The sequence below is a fragment of the Fluviicoccus sp. genome, assembly GCF_030646115.1.
GTDB lineage: Bacteria > Pseudomonadota > Gammaproteobacteria > Pseudomonadales > Moraxellaceae > Fluviicoccus.
Genome location: NZ_JAUSMX010000014.1, coordinates 1 through 22,054, shown reverse-complemented (window position 1 = coordinate 22,054; position 22,054 = coordinate 1). Strand labels below are relative to the sequence as shown.

18 protein-coding genes and 1 riboswitch are annotated in these 22,054 nt (G+C 57.5%); of the genes, 5 read left to right on the top strand and 13 right to left on the bottom strand.

The features are described from left to right. Window positions 1-7 precede the first annotated feature (7 nt). The 7 genes from Q7T36_RS09555 to Q7T36_RS09525 form a co-directional block, all read right to left on the bottom strand. The gene (locus Q7T36_RS09555; RefSeq protein WP_304847236.1) at window positions 8-868 is read right to left on the bottom strand and encodes a hypothetical protein; all 861 of its coding nucleotides are present in this window, start codon (window positions 866-868) and stop codon (window positions 8-10) included. Then, window positions 868-2,415 (bottom strand): 2-isopropylmalate synthase, encoded by a 1,548-nt coding sequence (locus Q7T36_RS09550; RefSeq protein ID WP_304847233.1) that lies wholly within the window; start codon window positions 2,413-2,415, stop codon window positions 868-870. The genes Q7T36_RS09555 and Q7T36_RS09550 overlap by 1 nt, the downstream gene beginning before the upstream one ends. Before the next feature lie 210 nt (window positions 2,416-2,625). Further along, window positions 2,626-2,883 carry a hypothetical protein gene (locus Q7T36_RS09545; RefSeq protein WP_304847229.1) on the bottom strand — a complete coding sequence of 86 codons (258 nt, stop codon included), beginning with the start codon at window positions 2,881-2,883 and terminating at the stop codon, window positions 2,626-2,628. A 276-nt stretch (window positions 2,884-3,159) separates the two neighbouring features. Next, a complete protein-coding gene (groL, locus tag Q7T36_RS09540) occupies window positions 3,160-4,788 on the bottom strand; it encodes a chaperonin GroEL (RefSeq protein WP_304847226.1) in 1,629 nt (542 codons plus the stop codon). 40 nt (window positions 4,789-4,828) lie between these two features. After that, on the bottom strand, window positions 4,829-5,119 hold the full coding sequence (locus Q7T36_RS09535) for a co-chaperone GroES (protein ID WP_304847223.1): 291 nt from the start codon (window positions 5,117-5,119) through the stop codon (window positions 4,829-4,831). A 175-nt stretch (window positions 5,120-5,294) separates the two neighbouring features. Next, on the bottom strand, window positions 5,295-5,837 hold the full coding sequence (locus Q7T36_RS09530) for an FxsA family protein (RefSeq protein WP_304847220.1): 543 nt from the start codon (window positions 5,835-5,837) through the stop codon (window positions 5,295-5,297). After that, the gene (locus Q7T36_RS09525; protein WP_304847217.1) at window positions 5,834-6,559 is read right to left on the bottom strand and encodes a HugZ family protein; all 726 of its coding nucleotides are present in this window, start codon (window positions 6,557-6,559) and stop codon (window positions 5,834-5,836) included. The genes Q7T36_RS09530 and Q7T36_RS09525 overlap by 4 nt, the downstream gene beginning before the upstream one ends. Window positions 6,560-6,656: 97 nt before the next feature. On the opposite strand from Q7T36_RS09525, the gene Q7T36_RS09520 reads away from it, so the two are divergent. The 4 genes from Q7T36_RS09520 to Q7T36_RS09505 all read left to right on the top strand — a co-directional run bounded on the left by Q7T36_RS09520 (window position 6,657) and on the right by Q7T36_RS09505 (window position 12,049). After that, on the top strand, window positions 6,657-7,949 hold the full coding sequence (locus Q7T36_RS09520) for an MFS transporter (protein WP_304847213.1): 1,293 nt from the start codon (window positions 6,657-6,659) through the stop codon (window positions 7,947-7,949). 117 nt (window positions 7,950-8,066) lie between these two features. Next, a complete protein-coding gene (locus Q7T36_RS09515; RefSeq protein ID WP_304847210.1) occupies window positions 8,067-9,308 on the top strand; it encodes an OmpP1/FadL family transporter in 1,242 nt (413 codons plus the stop codon). Between the two features lie 97 nt (window positions 9,309-9,405). After that, a riboswitch (cobalamin riboswitch) is annotated at window positions 9,406-9,610 on the top strand. A gap of 54 nt (window positions 9,611-9,664) precedes the next feature. Then, window positions 9,665-11,440: a TonB-dependent receptor domain-containing protein gene (locus tag Q7T36_RS09510; protein WP_304847207.1), complete on the top strand. Its 1,776-nt coding sequence runs from the start codon at window positions 9,665-9,667 to the stop codon at window positions 11,438-11,440. Window positions 11,441-11,503: 63 nt separating this feature from the next. Then, window positions 11,504-12,049 carry a cob(I)yrinic acid a,c-diamide adenosyltransferase gene (locus tag Q7T36_RS09505; RefSeq protein ID WP_304847204.1) on the top strand — a complete coding sequence of 182 codons (546 nt, stop codon included), beginning with the start codon at window positions 11,504-11,506 and terminating at the stop codon, window positions 12,047-12,049. Between the two features lie 4 nt (window positions 12,050-12,053). On the opposite strand, the gene Q7T36_RS09500 is transcribed toward Q7T36_RS09505, so the two are convergent. The 6 genes from Q7T36_RS09500 to Q7T36_RS09475 form a co-directional block, all read right to left on the bottom strand. Beyond that, window positions 12,054-12,644, bottom strand: coding sequence for an META domain-containing protein (locus Q7T36_RS09500; RefSeq protein WP_304847201.1), 591 nt, complete (start codon window positions 12,642-12,644; stop codon window positions 12,054-12,056). A 12-nt stretch (window positions 12,645-12,656) separates the two neighbouring features. Then, window positions 12,657-14,270 (bottom strand): dihydrolipoyllysine-residue acetyltransferase, encoded by a 1,614-nt coding sequence (gene aceF / locus Q7T36_RS09495; RefSeq protein WP_304847198.1) that lies wholly within the window; start codon window positions 14,268-14,270, stop codon window positions 12,657-12,659. A 15-nt stretch (window positions 14,271-14,285) separates the two neighbouring features. Beyond that, on the bottom strand, window positions 14,286-16,940 hold the full coding sequence (gene aceE, locus Q7T36_RS09490; RefSeq protein WP_304847704.1) for a pyruvate dehydrogenase (acetyl-transferring), homodimeric type: 2,655 nt from the start codon (window positions 16,938-16,940) through the stop codon (window positions 14,286-14,288). Between the two features lie 108 nt (window positions 16,941-17,048). Then, on the bottom strand, window positions 17,049-17,870 hold the full coding sequence (gene ampE / locus Q7T36_RS09485) for a regulatory signaling modulator protein AmpE (RefSeq protein ID WP_304847195.1): 822 nt from the start codon (window positions 17,868-17,870) through the stop codon (window positions 17,049-17,051). Between the two features lie 12 nt (window positions 17,871-17,882). After that, window positions 17,883-18,458: a 1,6-anhydro-N-acetylmuramyl-L-alanine amidase AmpD gene (gene ampD / locus Q7T36_RS09480; protein WP_304847701.1), complete on the bottom strand. Its 576-nt coding sequence runs from the start codon at window positions 18,456-18,458 to the stop codon at window positions 17,883-17,885. 5 nt (window positions 18,459-18,463) lie between these two features. Further along, window positions 18,464-20,866 (bottom strand): DUF1631 domain-containing protein, encoded by a 2,403-nt coding sequence (locus Q7T36_RS09475; protein ID WP_304847192.1) that lies wholly within the window; start codon window positions 20,864-20,866, stop codon window positions 18,464-18,466. Window positions 20,867-21,025: 159 nt separating this feature from the next. Here Q7T36_RS09475 and nadC point away from each other — a divergent pair, with 159 nt between their 5' ends. Then, complete coding sequence (gene nadC / locus Q7T36_RS09470; protein ID WP_304847190.1) at window positions 21,026-21,868, top strand: carboxylating nicotinate-nucleotide diphosphorylase; 843 nt, start codon at window positions 21,026-21,028, stop codon at window positions 21,866-21,868. Window positions 21,869-22,054: the final 186 nt, after the last annotated feature.

The following is a 22,054-nucleotide window of genomic DNA, read 5'->3' as shown; positions in this document are numbered from 1 at the left end:
CGCAAAGTCAATCCTGAAGAGCCAGCCATAACTCCCTCTTTCGCATGGGTTGTTGCAACAAGCTGCCTAATCCTGACTGACGCTTGACCGTCAGGGCCGTGCTGGCGGCCAGCATCTGATGCAAAGCTTCCTCATGCTCACCCAGCAACACAAAGCCTTTCAGGGTTCCGGCCGCCTGACGCGCCAGAAATGCCCCCAAGGCCTCACAGGCGGCGCGACGATGCTGCGGCATGGCGTGATTGGACACCATAGGCCAGGCAAACTGTAACGGAGCCGCGCGCACACCGGTCACCGCCTGCAACAGGTTGCCCAGCAGCTTGTCCTCACTGGGACTGAGCAACTGGAAGCGCGGCACAATCAGGCCATGCACACCGCAGGGAAACAGGGCAAACTGGAAGCGGACCGGTTGCAGATCTTCTTGAGTCAGCTCCGGAGGGACCACGCGCGGAGGGCTGTTGGGCTTTACGCTGGCTGTATCAGAATGGCCCAGAACCTGTCGGGTCAGGGCGCGGCCGGACTGTGGTCCACGGGTGGCAGCGGCGCGAATGTCCGGATCATCCAGATAGGCATCCAGTGGCGGACCATCATCAGGTGGGCCGTCACTGCCGGACAGATACGCTGAATCGTCATCCTCATCATAGCCGGGTGGCGAGGCAGACTCTTCAGCCAAAGCATGATCCCCGAATGAGGACTCCAAGGCTACCTCATGATTTTCCTCTGGAAAATCATTTTCATCCGCCATAAAGGCCGCGTAGGCCAAGGACTGGGCTGCCGCCGCGTGAGCGATCGGTTGCCGCGCCGTCCACAGGGGAATGCCTAACGCCGCCAGATAGGCCTGACGACGTCCCTCATCCCCCAAACCGGGCATTAAATATCCTCGCCTTCTTGCGGATGCGCGCGCTCAACGTTCGATACCATCAGGTTCAGCGCATTCAGGTAGGCCTTGGCGCTGGCAATGACGATATCGGTATCAGCGCCATGACCGTTGATGATGCGGCCGGCCTGGTTCAGCCGGACGGTCACTTCGCCCTGGGAGTCGGTGCCGCTGGTAATGGCATTCACCGAATACAGCTCCAGCGTGGTGCCGGAATGGGCAATGGCCTCAATGGCGCGGAACGTCGCATCAACCGGACCGGAACCCACTGCCGTGACCGGCTTGCTGTCGCCATTGACGACGATGGTCAGTTTGGCTTCCGGCTTGGTGCCGGATTTGGAGGTCACTTCCAAGCTGCCCAGCTTGTAGGTTTCCTCAACTTCAGTTTGGGTGTCACTGACCAGGGCATGAATGTCTTCATCAAAGATTTCATGTTTTTTGTCCGCCAACTCCTTGAAACGCATGAACAACTGATTCAGGGAATTGTCGCTGCCCGCCGCAATGCCCAGCTGCTCCAGACGGGCGCGAAAGGCAGCGCGGCCGGAATGCTTGCCTAGCACCATGCGGTTGGCATTCCAGCCCACATCTTCAGCGCGCATGATTTCATAGGTTTCGCGATGCTTGAGCACGCCGTCCTGATGGATGCCTGACTCATGGGCGAAAGCGTTGGCGCCAACAATGGCCTTGTTCGGCTGCACAGGGAATCCGGTAATGCTGGACACCAGGCGCGAGGTCGGTACGATTTCCTGGCTGCGGATGGTGGTTTCTACCGGGAACAAGTCATGACGAGTACGCACGGCCATGACGATCTCTTCCAGCGCCGCGTTACCGGCACGCTCTCCCAGACCATTGATGGTGCATTCCACTTGCCGCGCACCGTTGAGCACGGCGGACAGCGAGTTGGCGACGGCCAATCCCAGATCATTGTGGCAATGCACCGAAAAGACGGCCTTGTCGGCATTCGGTATCCGCGTCAGCAAGGTCTTGATGGTTTCCCCGAACTGGCCGGGAATGGCGTAGCCCACGGTATCCGGAATATTGATGGTGCGCGCACCGGCGTTGATGGCGGCCTCGATGATGCGGCACAGGAAATCGATTTCGGAGCGACCGGCATCCTCACAGGAAAACTCGACATCCTCCACCAGATTGCGGGCGTACTTGACCGCGCGCACGGCGCTTTCAATCACCGCCTCAGGCTCCAGACGCAGCTTGTACTTCATGTGGATGGGGCTGGTGGCAATGAAGGTATGGATACGGGCGGCGTTAGCATTCTTCAGCGCTTCGGCGGCGCGGTCAATATCCTCGGCGCGGGCGCGGGCCAGCGAGCAGATCCGGGAGTCCTTGACGGCCTCGGCCACCGCCTTGACGGCGGCAAAATCTCCCTGACTGGCAATGGCGAAACCGGCTTCAATGACATCCACCCGCATCCGTTCCAGCGCCTTGCCGATGCGCACCTTCTCTTCCAGGGTCATGGAAGCGCCGGGGCTTTGTTCGCCGTCACGCATGGTGGTATCAAAAATAATCAGTTTGTCTTTGCTCATGACAAAAGCTCGCAAATCAGGTTGGAATATTCGGGAAGAAGATCGGAATCAGCGGACGTGCAAACGCAAGAATAGATGACCTGCCCGTCAGGGCAGCCGGTACAGGCATGCGGAGATACGGTTAAGTCTGGCCGTCTTCATGAAATGAACAACAGTCTTGAATTCGATTTTGCAAGACTATAACCAGACTTTGAATATTTGCCAATAGTTTTAGAGGGTCTCGGCCTGTGCCGTCTGGTTGGCCGGGACATTGCCCGGATTGGAGCTGCTCTGCTTGGCGCCCTTGTTGCGCTGCAGTATCTGGTCCCGCATCCATTCCCCCACGCAGAGGCGCAAGTCATCCATTTCGCCAATGGTCATGCCGTCACGGGCGTCTTCATCGGCAAATTTATTGGCCAGTTCGCCACAGGTATCAGCAGAGGCTTGAGGGGCATGCAGAGATGCCATCAACAGAGCGGTTGTAAACATGCGCATGACTTCCCCGTCGTTTGTTTATTTGTTGTTGGTCTTTGAAATCGACGGGGCCATTTTACGACAAGCGCACAAAGTTGCCTACAAAAGGCACATTTTCCCCGACGAAAGGCATTGCGTGTCCGGACAGGAGCCGGAAACACGTTGTTTCTTATTCGTTAACGTGGTTCAGCATAAGTCAGCAGGCCCGACAAGACAAGTGTCTGTCCCCGGCATAAGAAAAGGGGCGCTTGCGGCGCCCCCTTTTTTGATTATAAAAACCCGTTGGGGTAATTACATCATGCCGCCCATGCCGCCGTCAGGCATCGCCGGGGCCGGCTTGTCTTCCGGCAGGTCGGTGATCATGCATTCGGTGGTCAGCATCAGCGCGGCCACGGAAGCGGCGTTTTCCAGCGCGGTGCGGGCCACTTTGGCCGGATCCAGGATGCCCATGGCAATCATGTCACCGAACTCGCCGGTCGCCGCGTTGTAACCGAAGTTACCCGAACCTTCCTTGACCTTGTTCAGGACCACGGAAGCTTCATCACCGGCGTTGGTGACGATCTGGCGCAGCGGCGATTCCATGGCGCGACGCAGGATGTTGATGCCAGCGGTCTGGTCTTCGTTGTCGCCTTTCAGGGTTTCCAGAACACGCACGGCGCGAACCAGGGCGACACCGCCACCGGCCACAACACCTTCTTCCACCGCAGCGCGGGTGGCGTGCAGGGCGTCATCAACGCGATCCTTCTTTTCCTTCATTTCGATTTCGGTGGCGGCGCCAACCTTGATCACGGCAACACCGCCAGCCAGCTTGGCCACGCGCTCTTGCAGCTTTTCCTTGTCGTAGTCAGACGTGGCTTCTTCGATTTGCACGCGGATGGTCTTCACGCGGGCTTCGATGTCGTCCTTCTTGCCTTCACCGTCGATGATGGTGGTGTTTTCCTTGGAGATGATGACGCGCTTGGCGCGGCCGCAGTCATGCAGACCGGCCTGTTCAAGGTTCAGACCGATTTCTTCGGAAATCACTTGGCCGCCGGTCAGGATGGCGATGTCCTGCAGCATGGCCTTGCGACGGTCGCCGAAGCCGGGAGCCTTGACGGCGCAGACCTTGACGATACCGCGCATGCTGTTCACCACCAGAGTGGCCAGCGCTTCGCCTTCAACATCTTCAGCGATCAGCAGCAGCGGCTTGCCGGACTTGGCGACGCCTTCCAGCACCGGGATCATTTCGCGGATGTTGGAGATCTTCTTGTCCACCAGCAGGATGTACGGGCTTTCCAGCTCTGCGGTCATGGCGTCTTGCTTGTTGATGAAGTACGGACTGATATAGCCGCGGTCAAACTGCATGCCTTCGACCACGTCCAGCGTGTCTTCAAAGCCGGAGCCTTCTTCAACGGTAATGACGCCTTCCTTGCCAACCTTGTCCATGGCCTGAGCGATCAGGTCACCGATGGTGGTGTCGGAGTTGGCGGAAATGGAACCGACCTGGGCAATGGCCTTGTTGTCGGTGCAAGGCGTGGAAATGGCCTTGATCTCGGCGACAGCGGCGCGCACAGCCTTGTCGATGCCGCGCTTCAGGTCCATCGGGTTCATGCCGGCGGCAACAGCCTTCAGGCCTTCGTTGAGGATGGACTGGGCGAGCACGGTGGCAGTGGTGGTGCCGTCACCGGCGACATCGGCAGTCTTGGAAGCCACTTCCTTGACCAGCTGGGCGCCCATGTTCTCGAACTTGTCTTTCAGTTCGATTTCCTTGGCGACGGACACGCCGTCCTTGGTGATGTGCGGCGCACCGTAGGACTTGTCAATGACGACATTACGGCCCTTGGGGCCGAGGGTCACTTTGACAGCATCAGCCAGGATGTTGACGCCGTTGATCATTTTGGTGCGGGCGGAATCGCCAAACTTTACGTCTTTAGCAGCCATGTTGCTTGAACCTCTTCAAATCGGGAATACGGGGGAACGATCAGCCTTCGAGCACGGCGAAAATTTCGGACTCTTTCATGATCATCAGCTCTTCGCCGTCGACCTTGACGGTGCTGCCGGCGTACTGGCCGAACAGGACCTTGTCACCCACCTTCAGATCGAGGGGACGCTTTTCACCGGCTTCGGTAATCAGGCCATTGCCAACAGCAATCACTTCACCTTGCGAGGGCTTTTCAGCAGCGGAACCGGGCAGCACGATGCCACCAGCGGTCTTGGTTTCTTGTTCAACGCGTTTGATGACCACACGGTCGTGCAAGGGACGGATTTTCATCGTTCGCTCTCCACTTTGCGATATTTACACAGGATTGTCTGATTCGCCGGGCCGATTGCCGGGCGATTCACCCCACCCCATGAATGGTTATGGGCGGGACTGAGGGGGAAATGGGGATGTCTTCGGGGGGTTCAAGGGGCATTCCGAAAAAAAGTGCCCCGGCAGCGGCAGTCAGCTATAGATCCTTGCGATCAATACGCTTCACTTCTGTATCGGGTTTGACCTCGCGGGCCTCACCGTCAAAAACCTGTGAGTTGCCTTGCCCGAAGGGTGAGCCCTGGCCAAACGGCCCGCCCTGCCCGAACGGCGACTGACCGCCAAACGGGGATTGCCCACCAAAGCCGCCCATCATCATGAAGCCCTGCCCGCGCCCTTTCATGGCGGCGGACAACTGGCCGCGCATCAGCGCCTGCACCGGTGGCAACAGCAGCAGCAAACCCATGCCGTCCGTGATGACACCCGGCAGAATGAACAGGAAACCGGCCAAGGCCGTACACAAGGCGGCCAGCAAGTCCGACGACATGTCCTCCGTCTGGCCGGACTGCATCTTCGCCATTTGCGGCATCAACACCTGCGTGGCGCTGCGCATCAGCTGGCGACCGACAAAGAAGGCCATCACAAACCACAACAACAGCATCCAGCCGCCGATTTTACTGCCCAGCCAGATGCTGAGGATGATTTCGGCGACCGGGATCGCCAGCAAAAACAGGCCTTTCATTCAGGAGTCTCTCCGGTTCGAGCGGATTTCAACAGGGCGACCAGTGTCTGGCGCACCTCCAACGGAGTGGCGACCGGCCGGGGGAAGCGAATATACACGATCTTGTCCGCCAGCCGCAGGTGAAAGCCGTTGCCGTCGATCCCGGACATCACCGGCTCCCCGCCCTCCGGCACGATCACCCCGGCCTGCCGGCAGTATAAAGGCAGCGCATCGGCATGATCGGCGTTCATGTGCTCCACCATGTCCGCTTCCACCAACGGGTCAAAGGGATTGGCAACGGTGAGGGAGGCGCCGTCCAGCCAGGCTACCTTGGCGAAACCGGCAATGAAGTGGCATCCTTCAGGCTGCAGATACCAGTACTCGAAATCCAGCTCACGGTGATAATCGCGGGCATGGGGAAAGTAGCGGGCATAGCGCGCGGCGACAGACTCCTGCTCCGGGTCGGTCACCGGCAGCAAACGTCCGACCAAGGACAACCGGGGCGCGGCCTGCACATCCCCGCCCTCCCCCTGCACCAGCAACGACACCCGGTTGTCGGCGCGCACATGCGCTGTATGCCGCGCCAGTCGTGAAATGAGCACCACTATCCGCCCGGCATGATCCAAGCAATACGGCACGGCAGACGCAAACGGATAGCCGGATAACGGCCCCAGACCCAGCGTGGCCAGCACCGCCGAGTGATGATTGCGCAGCAGACGCTGCGCCTGACCGGCAAGCCCCATGCCCAGCCTCCGCTCGTGAAAAAAGATCAAACCAGCCTAACACAAGCTCTGCTTTTGCATTAACCTCAGCGGTTTGTCATTTGTTAAACCAACCGCCATGTCCAGCCACTCTCCCGTTTCCCTGCGCGCGGCGTTCGCCCAGCCGTCGGCTCTGACGATGTTCTTCTTCGGCTTCACGTCCGGCTTACCCTTCCTCCTGGTGGGCGGCACGCTGTCCGCCTGGCTGAAGGAAAGCGGCGTCTCTCTGGAGACCATCGGCCTGATCAGTTACGCCACGCTCACCTATTCCTTCAAGTTCCTGTGGTCCCCGGCAGTTGACCGGCTGCGACTACCGCTGTTTTCCCGTCTGGGCCAGCGCAGGGGATGGCTGCTGGCTGCGCAACTGACCCTGTTCGCCAGCCTGATCGGCATGGCCCTGATTACGCCCGGCGCCTTGACACCGTTCATTCTGCTGATTTTCGCCGCCGCCTTTGCAGGAGCAACCCAGGATGTGGTGGTGGATGCCTACCGTATTGAAATCGCCCCGCAAGAGGCGCAGGGAGCACTCGCAGCAACCTACACCCTGGGCTACCGGCTGGCGCTGCTGGCATCGGGTGCACTGGCGCTGATCCTGGCCGACCACGTGGCCTGGACCGTGGTTTACCTGTCCATGGCTGGCCTGCTGTTGGCTGTGATGCTGGCCACGCTGCTCTCCCGCGAACCGGAACACCGGCCATCGGACGCACCCACACTGGCCGCCGCCATCCGTGACGGCGTCATCGGCCCGTTCAAGGATTTCTTCCTGCGTTATCGCGGCGTCATCGGTATCGGCCTGCTGTTGTTTATCGGCCTGTTCAAGATCTCCGACCAAATGCTGGGGGTCATGGCCATGCCTTTCTATCTCGACAGCGGCTTCACCAAAACCCAGATCGGGGCCGTCACCAAGATATTCGGCGTCTGGATCGGCATTGCCGGTGCCTTCCTGGGCGGCGGCTGTGTAGTCAAGTTCGGCATTGAACGCACTCTGCTGGCGGGCATCATCATCGGCGGTGCCAGCAACCTGCTCTTCCTGCTGCTGGCGCTGCATCCCGGCGACCTGACCATTTTCACATTGGTCATCAGCATTGAAAACCTGGCCGGAGGCTTTCTGGGTACGGCAGCTGTTGCCTGGCTTTCGGCGTTGGTGAACCGGCGCTATACCGCCACGCAATACGCGCTATTCAGTTCGCTGGTGACCCTTCCCGGCAAATTGATTGGCGGATTGTCCGGCTTCATGGTGGGAGCATTACAGTACACCGGCTTTTTCCTGTTCTCGGCGCTGGCGGTCTTGCCCGCCATCGCCCTGTTCCTGTGGCTGCGTCCGCGTGTCCGCCTGGAAGGGGAAGACACCGTGAAAGGTGCCGCCGAATGAGACGTGACGGTGCCCGGAATGCACCGTCCTCACAAAAATGCATCAACGTAGATTTGTCTTTTCGCGTTACTTGTGATGTATTTGAGTGATACTTCCATAATAACAAGGATAACAATGATGAATAAGACGCGCTCACTATTGGCCCTGGCCATCCTCGCCGCGCCCGGTGTTTCGCTCGCCGCCGGTTTCGCCCTTAACGAACAAAGCATCAAGAGCCTGGGTACAGCCTTGGCCGGCCGCGCCTCCACGGCCTCCGACGCGACTACCGTCTACGGCAATCCGGCAGGCATGGCGCTGCTGGAAGGCACACAGATCAGCGGCAACGTCACCATGATCAACGCCCCGGCCGATATCACCCCTACCGGCGGCTTCCCGAATACCGGCACCAATAACGGCGACATGGTGCCGCTGACCTTCGTCGGCAGCAATTTCGCCACGCATCGCTTCAGCGACAGCTTCACCGCCGGTTTCGGCCTGTACGCCCCCTTCGGCCTGGCCACCAACTATGAAGACAGCTTCCAGGGTCGTTATTTTGGTGACAAGAGCAAGGTCAAGGTCATTGCCATCCAGCCGACAGGCAGCTACCAGATCAGCCCGGACCTCTCGGTAGGACTGGGCGTGGCATTCAGCAAAATTGAAGGCACCCTGTCGCGGGCCGTGTCTCCGCTGGCCCCCGGCGCCATGTCCATGGTCAAGGGCGATGACACTGCCGTCAACTTCAATGCCGGGGTTCTCTGGTCTCTGGATGAGGCCACCCGTCTCGGGCTGACCTACCACAGCCAGACCGACTACACCCTTTCCGGAACCACCACCGTCACCAACCTGCCCACCGTCATTCCCGGCGGCAACGGCAGTTATCCCGGCTCGCTTGAAATCTCCATGCCGGACTCTTTCGACCTCTCGCTGACCCATAAGATGAGTCAGGATACGACCGTTCACGCCACCGCCATGCTTACCCGCTGGGGCGTCATCAAGGAACTGGTGATCCATAACTCCGGCGCACCGGCCGCCTTGGCAACCGTCATTGAAGAACTGGAGTGGCATGATTCCTGGCTGTACAGTGTCGGCGCCGAATGGAAAATGAGTGACACTCTCGTGTTGCGCGGCGGCATCGGCCATGATGAAACCCCGATCAACGGCGCCTATCGCAGCGTGCGGGTGCCCAGCGCCGACCGTGATTTCCTGACGCTGGGCGTGGGGTATGCCCTGTCAAAGAATTTGTCCATGGATATCGCCTACGAACTCATCCGCGAAGACAAGGCCATCGTCAATGTTTCCAACAGCTCAGGTCTGAGCTATTCCGCGGAATACAGCGGCGTGGCGCACCTGTTCGGCGCTCAACTCAACCTCAATTTTTAATCCCGCCTATCATCCAGCCGGACTCCGTTCCGGCTGGCCATGTAGCATTTTTGTTGCACCCTTCCCCCAAAAGACCTACCATGCCGCCTGCCTGCAGGTGTCCGTACGATCGTACGGTTCGTTTGCGCCCAACGTTCACGAACGGGAAACTGGTGAAATACCAGTGCTGCCCCCGCAACGGTAAACATGTATGTGCGGTTCATTTGCCACTGTCCCCTGAGTCGGGATGGGAAGGCGAACCGCACGGCCCCCACAGGGCCGGCATGCAAGCCCGGAGACCGGCCTGAAGGCAAGAGCGTCAATCATCCCGATTGACTATCACCCTGTTTGCGGGGATCCAAACAGCTGGAGCTATCATGTTCAAGCCCACTTTGTTGGCGGCCTTCGTGGCTGCCTGTTCGTCGTTGCCTGTTATTGCTGAAACCGTTTTACCCAGACAAATCGTCACCGCCACCCGGCTTCCCCAAGCCATCAGCCAGACACTGGCCAGCGTGCATGTCATTGACCGCCAGACGCTGGATCGTTATCAAGGCCAGGACCTCGGGGACATCCTGCGTTTCAACACCAACGGTATTGAAATCATTCGTTCCGGCGGACTGGGCCAGCAAACCTCCCTTTTCACCCGCGGCACCAACTCCAACCATACGCTGGTGCTGATTGACGGCGTCCGCATCAACTCCGCAACCAGCAGCCAGGCCAGCATTCAAAGCCTCGCGCTGAATGACGTTGAGCGCATTGAAGTGGTCAAGGGTCCGATGTCCGTACTTTACGGTTCCGACGCCATTGGCGGCGTCATCAACATCATTACCCGCACCCCGGATAAAACAGCTACCCGTCTCGCCCTCTCGGCCGGTTCCGACAATCAGTTGAACGTGGATGCCGGCCAGACCTTCCGCAATGGTGACATCTCGGGCCGCCTGGACCTTGGGCAGACCCGAACGAACGGCTATGCGTTCGTGGAAGGACTTGCTATGGATCGCGGCTACCAGAACCGCAACGGCAGTACGATGTTGCGCTATGACGCTGGCTCCGTGGTTTTCGACTTGCAAGCGCGCCATAACGAAGGCACCACCGAGTACGTCAACACCTGGAATCTTGCGCCGCTGGATCAGGACTTTCTGAATGAAGTCTTCGCTTTGGGCGCCGCCGCCGACATCGCTGACCACTGGAACAGCCGCCTGCGCCTGAGCCTGATGCGCGACGAAATCGACCAGAACCAGAACAACAACCAGGCCCGCACCGAACGGCATCAAGCCGACTGGCAAAATACTGTCGGCTGGGCAGACGGCCAGACACTGATGGCGGGCCTGACACTGGAGAAAGTGGACACGGTCTATGACCAGACCTATCAAAAGCAACTCGATAACAAGGCTCTCTTCCTGCAGCAGCAAAGCCTGTGGGGGGCTTTATCCCTGCAGGCCGGGGCGCGTAGGGATCGTCACGACACCTTTGGCGACCATGACACAGGCAATCTGGCCGCCGGATACCAACTGACACCACAGGTCAGTGTTTACCTGAATGCCGGTACGGCCTTCCGGGCGCCGGACTTCAACAACCTGTATGGGTTTGGCGGAAACCCCGCCCTGAAGCCGGAACAGTCAACCTCGGTAGAGCTGGGCAGCCATATCGAGGCGGGCTCGGTCTCAACACACCTGGCCCTGTTCAAGACCAAGGTGGAAGACCTGATCGTCTTCAACCAGACGTTTACGCAATTGATCAACCTGAATGAAGCGCAACTGGAAGGCCTGGAGATTGGCAGCAGCTGGCAGCAGTCCGGCTGGCTGCTGGGTGTACAGGGCAATTACATCAAGGCTATTGATGGAACGACTCAAACCAAGCTGGATCGCCGCCCCAGACGCAGCCTGACGGTGCAAACCGGCTTCCGTCAGGATAATTGGGATGTGACGCTGGAAACCTTGGCCAAGAGCCGCACTCAGGACTTCGGCGGAAATCTGCCCGGCTACGCCACCGTCAACCTGAACTCCTCGTGGAAGCTGATGCCTCAGTTAACGGTCAGAGCCTCCTTGGAAAACCTGCTGGACAAAACGTATGGAACAGCACACTTCGGCACCAATGTCCGTTACCTGTCCAAGCCCCGCTCGGCTTCCCTGAGCGCCAATGTGACCTTCTAACCGGTCACGGAACGCGCTATTTTACAGGCCGTTGCAATACGGCCTTTTTATGAGGATGACCCCATGGGACACCGCCTTTCCAAAATCTATACCCGCACCGGCGATGACGGCACCACAGGGCTGGGCGACGGCAGTCGCACCCCCAAAGACTCGTTACGAGTTGAAGCCTATGGCACCGTGGATGAACTGAACAGTTTTGTCGGACTGCTGCGCGCCGAATTACCCGCCGAACATGCGGCGCAAACCCTGCTGTCTCGGGTGCAACATGAATTGTTTGATCTGGGCGGGGAGCTCTGCATTCCAGGCTACAGTCTGATCAAGGAAGAAGGCATCACCCGACTGGAAAACGGTATTGATGCCTTGAACGAGCATTTGCCGCCGCTGAAAGACTTTATCCTTCCCGGAGGCAGCAAGGCCGCCAGCCAGGCTCATGTGGCGCGCACCATCTGCCGCCGGGCCGAGCGGCGCGTGCAATCGCTGGCGCAAGCCGAAACCCTCTCCCCGCTGGGCCTGCAATACCTGAACCGGCTATCGGACTACCTGTTTGTGCTGGCCCGAACCCTGGCCCGTGAAAAAGGCGGTACAGAAGTGTTGTGGCAACGACAGTGACTCGTCACTGCTTGGGATAAACCGCCTCAAATACCGCTAGGACACCGCCGGCAGCATCCTTGAACTGCAAGGATTGCTGCGGAGTAAGTGCCCATGTCCGCACATGCATCAGGGACTTAACCAGTGCTTTCTCCTGCACCTCCATACCCTCGCACTTCAACACCGATCCCCGGACCTCCAGCACGCGGATCAGGTTGTTGATATCGCGCTTGTAACGACCGTTGAAGAGGTTGCAGCCGCTAAAACCTTCCAGCCGACCCTGCTGGAATTTGACAAAGGGCTCTTTACCTTTCAAGGATGAGACAACCGCCGTCCCGGACACCATGCGCATTTCCCAGCGGGTATTTTCCAGCATGGCGGGAATGACCATCGGTCGTGAACCCGACATGCCGGAAATTGTCGGCTGACCGGACTCAATCACAAATGAACGGTCTCCCCCGGAAACCTGTGTCACCGGGGGCATAGCCCCATAGGTCACCATGGGTTTTGTGATCGTCATCACCCTGCTACCGGCACCATCCGCACCCGAACCTTGAAACATGGAGCATCCTGACAGCGCCAGCATCACCAGACCCGACCATACTTTCCAGTGCATGCCGTTTCTCCCTTACAACAATAAAATCCGGATATCCGAAAGCACCTGCGCCAAGCGGGTCGTAAAACGGGCGGCGTCAGCACCGTCAATCACACGATGATCATAGGACAGAGAAAGCGGCAGCATCAAGCGCGGCTGGAACTCGCGTCCATCCCAAACCGGTTTCAGGGCGGCGCGGGAAACCCCGAGGATGGCCACTTCCGGCCAATTGACAATCGGAGTGAACGCCGTGCCGCCAATGCCACCCAAAGAGGAAATGCTGAAGCAGCCGCCTTGCATGTCGGCGGGGGCCAGTTTCTTGTCCCGCGCCTTGACCGACAACATGCCCATCTCCACGGCAATATCCTTGACTGACTTGCGGTTGGCATCCCGGATCACCGGCACCACCAAGCCGTTCGGTGTATCCACCGCCACCCCGACGTGCACATATTGCTTGAGTATCAGGCTCTGGCCATCAGTCGCCAGCGAAGCATTAAAGCGGGGAAACTCTTCCAGCAACCGGGCGCAGGCTTTGACCAGGAATGCCAGTACCGTCAGGTTGACGCCCTGCCTCTTCAAATCGTCCTTGCGGTCTTTGCGAAAGGCTTCCAGCTCGGTGATATCGGCTTCATCAAACTGCGTGACATGGGGAATATGTAGCCATGCGCGATGCAGGTTCTTGGCAGATAATGCCTGAATACGGGACAACGGCTGCACATCAACCGGCCCCCAACGGGAAAAGTCGATCTCCGGCAAGGGCGGCAAACCGCTTCCAACCACATCCGCCGCAACAAAGGGAGCCACCACGGGCGGCGTCGTCAGGGACTGCTTCACCCAAGCGAAGACATCCTCCTTGAGGATACGGCCCTTGGGGCCGGTTGGAGTCACCTTTCCCAAATCGACCCCCAGCTCCCGCGACAACCGCCGAACGGCAGGGCCGGAGTGAACGGAAGCCGTTGTAACCGGAACGGACGATGGTTGATTTGGCGGTACAGGGGCAGACACGGCCGGCGCCACAACCGTGGCAGCCGGAACCTCATCATCCGCCGGCAGGAACAACGGCGACGAGGCCGCCGTCCCTTCCACCAGCAACAACACAGCACCCTCACCGACCTTGTCTCCCACCTTGACCACAATCTCTTTCACCACCCCCGCCAGAGAGGATGGTACTTCCATACTGGCCTTGGCCGATTCCAGCACAGCAATCGGGGTGTCGACCGAGATGGTCTGTCCCGGCCTCACCAATAACTCAATGACTTCAGCAGACTCAGAGCCGATATCCGGTGTCTTGACGGGCTGAGCAGAAAGAGAGACAACCGTGGTGGTGACGGGAATCGAAGGCGCTGGCTGCGCGACCGACATGGCAGGAACCACCGCCGGTTGGGTTACCGGTGAAGACGCTAATGGCGTAACTGCCTCCGTCTCCACACTCAGTAACGGCACACCTTCAGCCACCTTGTCGCCAACCTTGATCAGGACCTCGACCACCACTCCGTCCACCGGACAGGGAATCTCCATGGTCGCCTTGGCCGATTCCAGAACCGCCAACGGCATTTCCTTGGTCACTTTTTGCCCCGGGCTGACCAGAATCTCAATCACCTCGGCCTTGTCACTGCCCGGGTCCGGTGCTTTTACGACTTGCAACATAACGGAATCTCCCGGTCAGATCATCGGCGCAAAAGGTTTTTCAGGATCAATGCCGAACCGCTCAATCGCGTCCTGCACAAGCGTTCTCCCCACCACGCCGTCATCCGCCAGCGCATTCAGGGCGGCAATGGCAATGAAATAACGGTTTACCTGGAAGTGGGTGCGCAGTTGCTCGCGACTGTCCGAACGACCAAAACCATCGGTGCCCAAGGTGATATAGGGCATGCCCGACGGCAGGAACGGCCGGATCTGCTCGGCAACAATGCGCATGTAGTCACTGGCGGCGACAATCGCCCCCTTCACACCGCGCAATTGACGGGTCACCCAAGGCACACGCGGCTCTTCCAGCGGGTGGAGATGATTCCAATGCTCGCAGGCCAAGGCCTCCTTGCGCAGCTCATTGAAACTGGTGACGCTCCACACCGACGCACGGATGCCGTAGACATTGAACAACAACTCGGCGGCCGCCTCCGCTTCACGCAGGATGACCCCCGAACCCAAGAGCTGCACTTCGTGGCTGTGTCCTTGGGTTGCCGGTTTCAGCAGGTACAAGCCGCGCCGAATCCCTTCCTCCGCACCCGCCGGCATCGGCGGATGGGGGTAGTTCTCGTTCATCGTCGTCAGGTAATAGAAGACACGCTCTTTTTGCTGGTACATGCGGCGCAAGCCATCCTGCACCACCACCGCCAACTCATAGGCGTAACAGGGGTCATAAGCCACGCAATTGGGAATGGTGCTGGCCAGCAAGTGCGAATGCCCGTCCTGATGCTGCAAGCCTTCACCGTTTAACGTGGTGCGGCCGCTGGTGGCGCCGATCAGGAAACCCTGGGCCTGGATATCCCCAGCTGCCCAAGCCAGATCACCTATACGCTGGAAACCGAACATCGAATAGAAAATGTAGAACGGCAGCATCGGCAAATCATGCATGCTGTAGGAAGTGCCCGCCGCCATCCAGGCGCTCATGGCCCCGGCTTCGTTGATGCCCTCCTCCAGAATCCGGCCCTTTTTGTCCTCCTTGTAGAACATCATCTGTTCAGAATCTTCCGGGGTATAAAGCTGGCCCACATGGGAATAAATACCCAACTGCCGGAACATGCCCTCCATGCCGAAGGTCCGCGCTTCATCGGGCACAATCGGCACCACCCGCTCGCCCAATTCGGGCAATTTCACAAGGACATTCAATAACCGCACAAAAGCCATGGTGGTGGAGATGGGGCGTTCCGAGCCCTGCAGCACAGGAGCGAATATATCCAACTCGGGGACCGTCAACGTCGTGGTGCCGGGACGACGGACCGGCAGGTATCCGCCCAGCTGCTGGCGGCGCTCATGAAGGTAGCGCAGTTCCTGACTATTGTCGGCGGGGCGATAAAACGGGATTTTGACCAGCTCCTCGTCCGAAAACGGCATGTCGAAACGGTCCCGGAACCCTTTCAGTGACGCCAAGTCCAACTTCTTCATCTGGTGGGATTTGTTGACGCCCTGCGCCGCTCCCGTACCATAGCCCTTGACGGTCTTGGCCAGGATAACCGTGGGCTGCCCCTTGTGCGACATCGCCCGCGCATAGGCGGCATAGACTTTATAGGGGTCGTGCCCGCCGCGATTGAGGTTATAGATATCCTCATCCGAAAGTGAAGCCACCATCTCCCTCAACTCAGGATACAGCCCGAAGAAGTGCTCACGCGTATAGGCCCCGCCATGAGTTTTGAATGCCTGGTATTCGCCGTCGACACACTCCTCCATGCGATGCCGCAGGACGCCATTGGCATCGCGCGCCAGCAACGGATCCCACTTCCGGCCCCACACCACCTTGATCACGTTCCAGCCCGCGCCACGGAAAACAGATTCCAGCTCCTGGATAATCTTGCCATTCCCACGAACAGGCCCGTCCAAGCGCTGCAGGTTGCAGTTAATGACGAAGATCAGGTTATCGAGCTTTTCCCGTCCCGCCAGAGCAATCGCACCCAGAGACTCCGGTTCGTCCATCTCGCCATCGCCGAGGAACGCCCACACCTTGCGGCCTTCATCGGGCATTAACTCCCGATTGATCAGGTATTGCATCACATGCGCCTGATAAATGGCCTGGATGGGACCCAGCCCCATGGAAACCGTTGGAAATTGCCAATAGTCCGGCATCAGCCATGGGTGCGGATAACTGGAAAGTCCCTTGCCATTCACTTCACGACGAAATGCCTGCAACTGCTCTTCGTTGATACGGCCTTCCAGAAAGGAACGGGCATAAATGCCAGGTGCGGAGTGGCCTTGGTAATAAATGAGATCACCGCCAAAGCGGTCATTGGGCGCGCGGAAGAAATGGTTGAAGCCCACATCATAAAGCGTGGCGCTGGAGGCAAAGGTTGCAATATGCCCGCCCAGCTCATCTTCATTGTCGTTGGCGCGCATCACCATCGCCAGGGCGTTCCAGCGGATCAGGGAGCGCAGGCGGCGCTCCAAGTAAGGATCGCCAGGCAACGGCAACTCCTCCTCAACAGGAATGGTATTCAGATAAGGGGAATTGAGACGGGAAAGACTGACTCCAAAGCGTTGTGCCTGGGAACTCAGTGTCTGGAGAATGAAGCGGGCCCGGTCGGCCCCCTCCCTTTCCACCAGTGAGGCAAAGGCATCCAGCCATTCCTCGGTTTCGACAGGATCACTGTCATTGTAAAAGCGGATGCTGGCCATGCCCGGTTCCTTGTAATCATGAATGCAGTGTTTATACCTGTGGTCATGCTGCAACGCAACGAGACCGGCATCATGACCGACAACAATCCATGCCGGAATTCAGGGCAAGACCGCGTGCAACACCATCACCACCACCCACAGACCCAACACTCGCTGACACAGCGAATCGATATGCGCCAGTTGCCGCACCATGTCAATCGGCGTTTCCAGACTCTGGTTCATCAAACTGTGCTCTGCCAATTGCCCCGCCTCGGCGATAAAGGAGGCAATACTGGAGCGGCGCTCCGTGAGTGAAAGTTGCAGATACTGCCAAACCGACAGGAAGTCCCCTGCCAGCGCGAATGAAATCGCCAAAGCTCGTGAAGGCAACCAGTCCAGCCAGAAGCGCAGCTTACGGGCGAATTTCCCCGTTTCCGGCGCAATGATCTGCTCGTCACAACAACGAACCAGGTAATAAAAGAGCGAAGCCGCTGGCCCGAGGAAAATCAGCCAGAACAACGGCGAAAATAACTCCTGCAGCGTGGTGATCAACAGTTCCGAGCGGGACTGCGCCAACCTTTCCTTCATGTTATCCAGGGTCACGGAATCAAGCCACTGCTTGCGGCTGTTCTCCAGCACCGAGGGCAGTCGCCGGTCCATGAATACCGGCAGGGTAATGGCCAAGGTCAACAGGAAGCTCCAGAAGGCTTCAACACCGCCTCCGGAAAACGCGTGCAAAAGCAGCAAGACGGGCAATATCGGTCCGATAGAGACCAATGCCAGCACCAATACTCCCGGTTGCCGCGAAGCCTCACCAATACGAAGCAAAGCATCCACACCCAAGCGCATGGGTTGCGACACCATCCGCTTTATCGCCGGCGTGACCAACTCCCGGCCAGCCAGAACCAGCAACATCAGCACCACTACCAACAACACACTCACGATGCAACTCCTTTAGCCCTGGTTTGACGCATCCTTCCGGGACGAAACTGCCATTCTGACATTAAGCAACACCCAGTCAAAGGCATCGCCGGGGTCTGTCTTGCGTTCGGGGGCAATTTGCGAATGACCGGTAATATGGCGCTCAATCGCAGGATAGCGAACCTGCAAGGTACAGATGACTTCCGCCAAGCGTTCATATTGTACGGCCTCGTATGGCAGCACATCTGTCCCTTCCAGCTCAATACCCACTGAATAATCATTGCAATTTTCACGCCCGCCATAAGATGACTTTCCGGCATGCCAAGCACGTAACCCAAAGGGCACAAACTGAACCAGCTCACCATCCCTGCGAATCAACAGGTGTGCTGACACCTGTAAACCCGAAATGGTTTCAAAATACGGGTGTCTTGCCGTGTCCAGCCGGTTTGTGAAGAAGTCTTCGATGAAGGGGCCACCGAACTCCCCCGGTGGCAGACTGATATTGTGGACGACCACCAGTGAAATATCACAACCGGCCGGTCTTTCATTGAAATTAGGTGAGGGCTGACGGCGGGCCGTAGTCAGCCAACCATCCCCATCAATGGACATCACGCTCAGGCGCCCTGCTTTCCTTGCTGCTCATTCAATTGCCGCAAGTTGCCAATCACTGACTCCAGCGCCCTGTCCAGGACTTGCGCCTCTTCAATAATCCGTGCACGCCCTTGGCTCATGTCTACAGCCAGTTTCATGGAGCTCATTTCTGCGACTTTGATGCCACGGCGATTGGCGAAGATCAACTTGTCAACAGAGCGGATACGGGCAACCAGTTTATGACGATCACGACGATCGGTCTGGACAAACTCTACCCAACTTCCGACGTTCAACTGGTTAACCTTGAGCACATTCATGTCGTCACTGGGCAAAGACTCCACCATGGACGGAGACACTGTGTCGCCAGGCAACACCACGGCAGCCACATTCAGCTGACCGGTCTTGCCCATTTGATCCGCGGAAATCATGCCCTCAGAGGGGCCTTCAGTTCGGGCCGATTCGGCATCCAGCACTGTAACCGTGGCCATTTCATGACCACCCATCAACTCCATGTGCACATTGGACAATTCACGCAACAGCGAATCAGTGGCCAGTGCATCGTAATTGACGGCAGCCAGCCCCTTTTTCAAACTGTTGATCAATTTTGGGGAAACATTTTTCAGCCGAGCAATCCATTCCGGACCTGGCTGGGGAATCACACTCCAGACAATGGCGTCCACGACCTTCACTGCCTGCTTCCAAGCCTCCGACTCGGTGCCGTCCTTCAGGCAGTTGATGTAAAGCACATGCTTCCAACCTTCCTGAAGCAACTTCACAACAACCATCGGCAACTGTCGCCCGGTCAGGCGTCGATTCAGCAGTTGCTGCACCATGGCGCGCGCCATATCCGCCCGCGCACGGCCCTCTTCCGCTTCGCGGGTCCGTTTATCAATGGCGTCCGAGCGCTTTTGCTGCTGATCATAAAAGTCACTGAAGTCTTTCAGCAGATCATCAAACAGCGTGATATCAGCAATAAACTCATTGAGAATCCTGAAAACCACTTCTTCAATTTTCGAATACAGTGCATCCCCGCCGGGATCCTTCTGGTTCCAGCCAATGCCAGCCTTTGCCAAAAGATTCAGTAATTGCCTGGCGGTATGATTTTCAACATTAAAAAAGGTCTTGTCGATGATTGCGACTTTCAACAAAGGAATTTGCAGCCGCCCCAGCAGCGCTTTCATTGCCGTCGGCAGGTCATCATCATCCAGAATGAAGTCAAACAACATGGAGACCAGATTGATGACATCTTCATCCGCCTGCCTGACCGCCTCAACGGTTTTCTCATCAGAGCGCAGGTTCTTGCGGATGCCCTGACGGACCTCACTCACTGACGGCGAAGTGTCATCGTCGGAGAGTTTGTTCCGGGGCTGGATTTCCTGCAGCTTCGACAACAGACCAACCAATTGCTCGGTAGCCAATGCCTGAACATGAGCGGTAGCTGCAATATTTTCAGGGACAATCGGCACAGCCGCCACACTGCCGCCAACAGCAGAAGCCGACAAGGCACCGACGCCTCCACCACCGACATACTCTCCACCATGATACGTTGCGCCGGACACTCCAGCTCCAGCCGGAGCTCCCGGAACGCCTGCAATACCACCGACTGCCCCCGCAACCGCTGTCTTGCTGATGTTCGAAACATCTTTCATGAAAGCAAAGATATCTTCAGTATCCAGCTTCTTTTCTTCTTTCTTTTCCTGACGACCTGAATCATCACCCGGCTTTGGAGCCGCATAAGTCACTTTCAGGTCGGGCAGAATCCCGGCATTGATCAAGGACTGGTTGGCGTCATCCAACAGGGCCGGCCATTTGGACAGCAACTCCTGCTGAAATATCTTGAGAACAAGAACTTTCTGATCAGTGGTCAATGCCAAATTCTTGAGAATGTTACCGAAGTGCTCGGTTATCGCTCCCGGGTCAAGCGGAAAACCCTGATCATCCAAGCTAATCTCAGGCATCACATGCTGAAAGCGCGCGCGCAGCAAGGCCAAGGCATTGCCGCAACCGGCCCGACTTTTGGCAACCATGCCGTCAATTGCAACCTTGACATCCATGTCATCGGAGGCCACCAAGCTTAATGAAGCAAAATCAACTTTCCCGAATCCGGCTTTGTCAGCTTTTTCCTTGTCGCCTTTCTTTTGCTGGGGCAGAGCCAGAAAGCTGCCGCCAAAAGCCCGCAAGAAATCAGCCGCCATCTGTTCCTTTGAACGACGGACCTCAATAATGATATCCATGAAGTGCTGCTGTTCAGATGAACCTACACCCTGACACCATTCAAAGACGATCCCTTCAACACGCCCCAACATCTCCCCAATCAAAACCTCCACCCGGGATTGCGCCTGCGCCCGCACACTTTCAATAGCAAGGGGCAACTTCCCTTGGACTGCTCCGGGCGCCTTTCCAGGCTTACTGAATTCTTGTGACATACTGGTACTCATTTCTTCTTGATCGGCACGACAACATGCCTGAATTGTTTCATGCCCCTAAGCCATGAAGGCCAAACCGTTCCGGTTAGAGACCCAATATTCTTTTAATTGTTGCAGAAGCCTATAATTGCATTTTTCCTGAGCCATGATGCATCCGCCATGATTCCTAATGACCTGCTGAACCATGCCATTGAACTCAACGTCCGCTTCGCACTGGAAGAGGATATTGGAGCTGGAGACATCACCGCCCGACTGATCCCGGCAAATCAGTCCGGTCACGCTCGCGTCATCAGCCGTGAGCCCATGATCATCGCCGGCAAACCATGGGTCAATGCTCTTTTTCAGGCCTTGGATCCGTCTGTCCAACTTGAGTGGCGTAATGACGAAGGCGATCTGGTTCAACCGGACAGCCCTTTTCTTTACTTGCACGGCCCCGCCAGATCATTGCTGAGCGGGGAACGGCCCGCCCTCAATTTCCTTCAGACCTTATCCGGAACAGCTACAAAAGTCCGTGATCTTGTTGGCCTTTTGGATGGCACCCGCTGCCAGTTGCTTGACACCCGGAAAACGATTCCAGGCCTGCGCATTGCCCAGAAATATGCAGTGAGTATAGGCGGCGGGCGCAACCATCGGCTAGGCCTATTTGATGCATTTTTGATTAAAGAAAACCACATCATGGCTGCCGGGGGCATAACTGCCGCCATTCTGTCCGCACGCTGCATCGCTCCTGAAGCGCCTGTGGAAGTAGAGGTCGAGAACCTCCGTGAGCTTGAAAATGCTGTTACTTCCGGAGCGGATATCATCATGCTGGACAATTTCAGCATGGAAGATATGCATACAGCTGTCAGTCTCAATGCAGGCAGAGCCAAGCTGGAAGCATCGGGCAACATAGGCAGGCACAACATGCGGGCCATCGCAAAAACAGGTGTTGACTATATATCCATGGGTAGCCTGACCAAAGATGTCAAAGCTATTGACCTTTCAATGCGGTTTACTGACTAAGCGCGTTAGTGTTATCAAATTGACGGGGTGGGTGGTCAGCTGCGAGAGGGTGTAATTAGCTTTGTGTAAACGGTCATTTGGCATCACACTGCCGCTCCCCTGGAGTCATTATGACCGCTGCAAAAAGTACCAAACGGGCCAAGCCCGATCCTGAACTCCTCCAATTTGCCGACCGTCTGTTGGCCA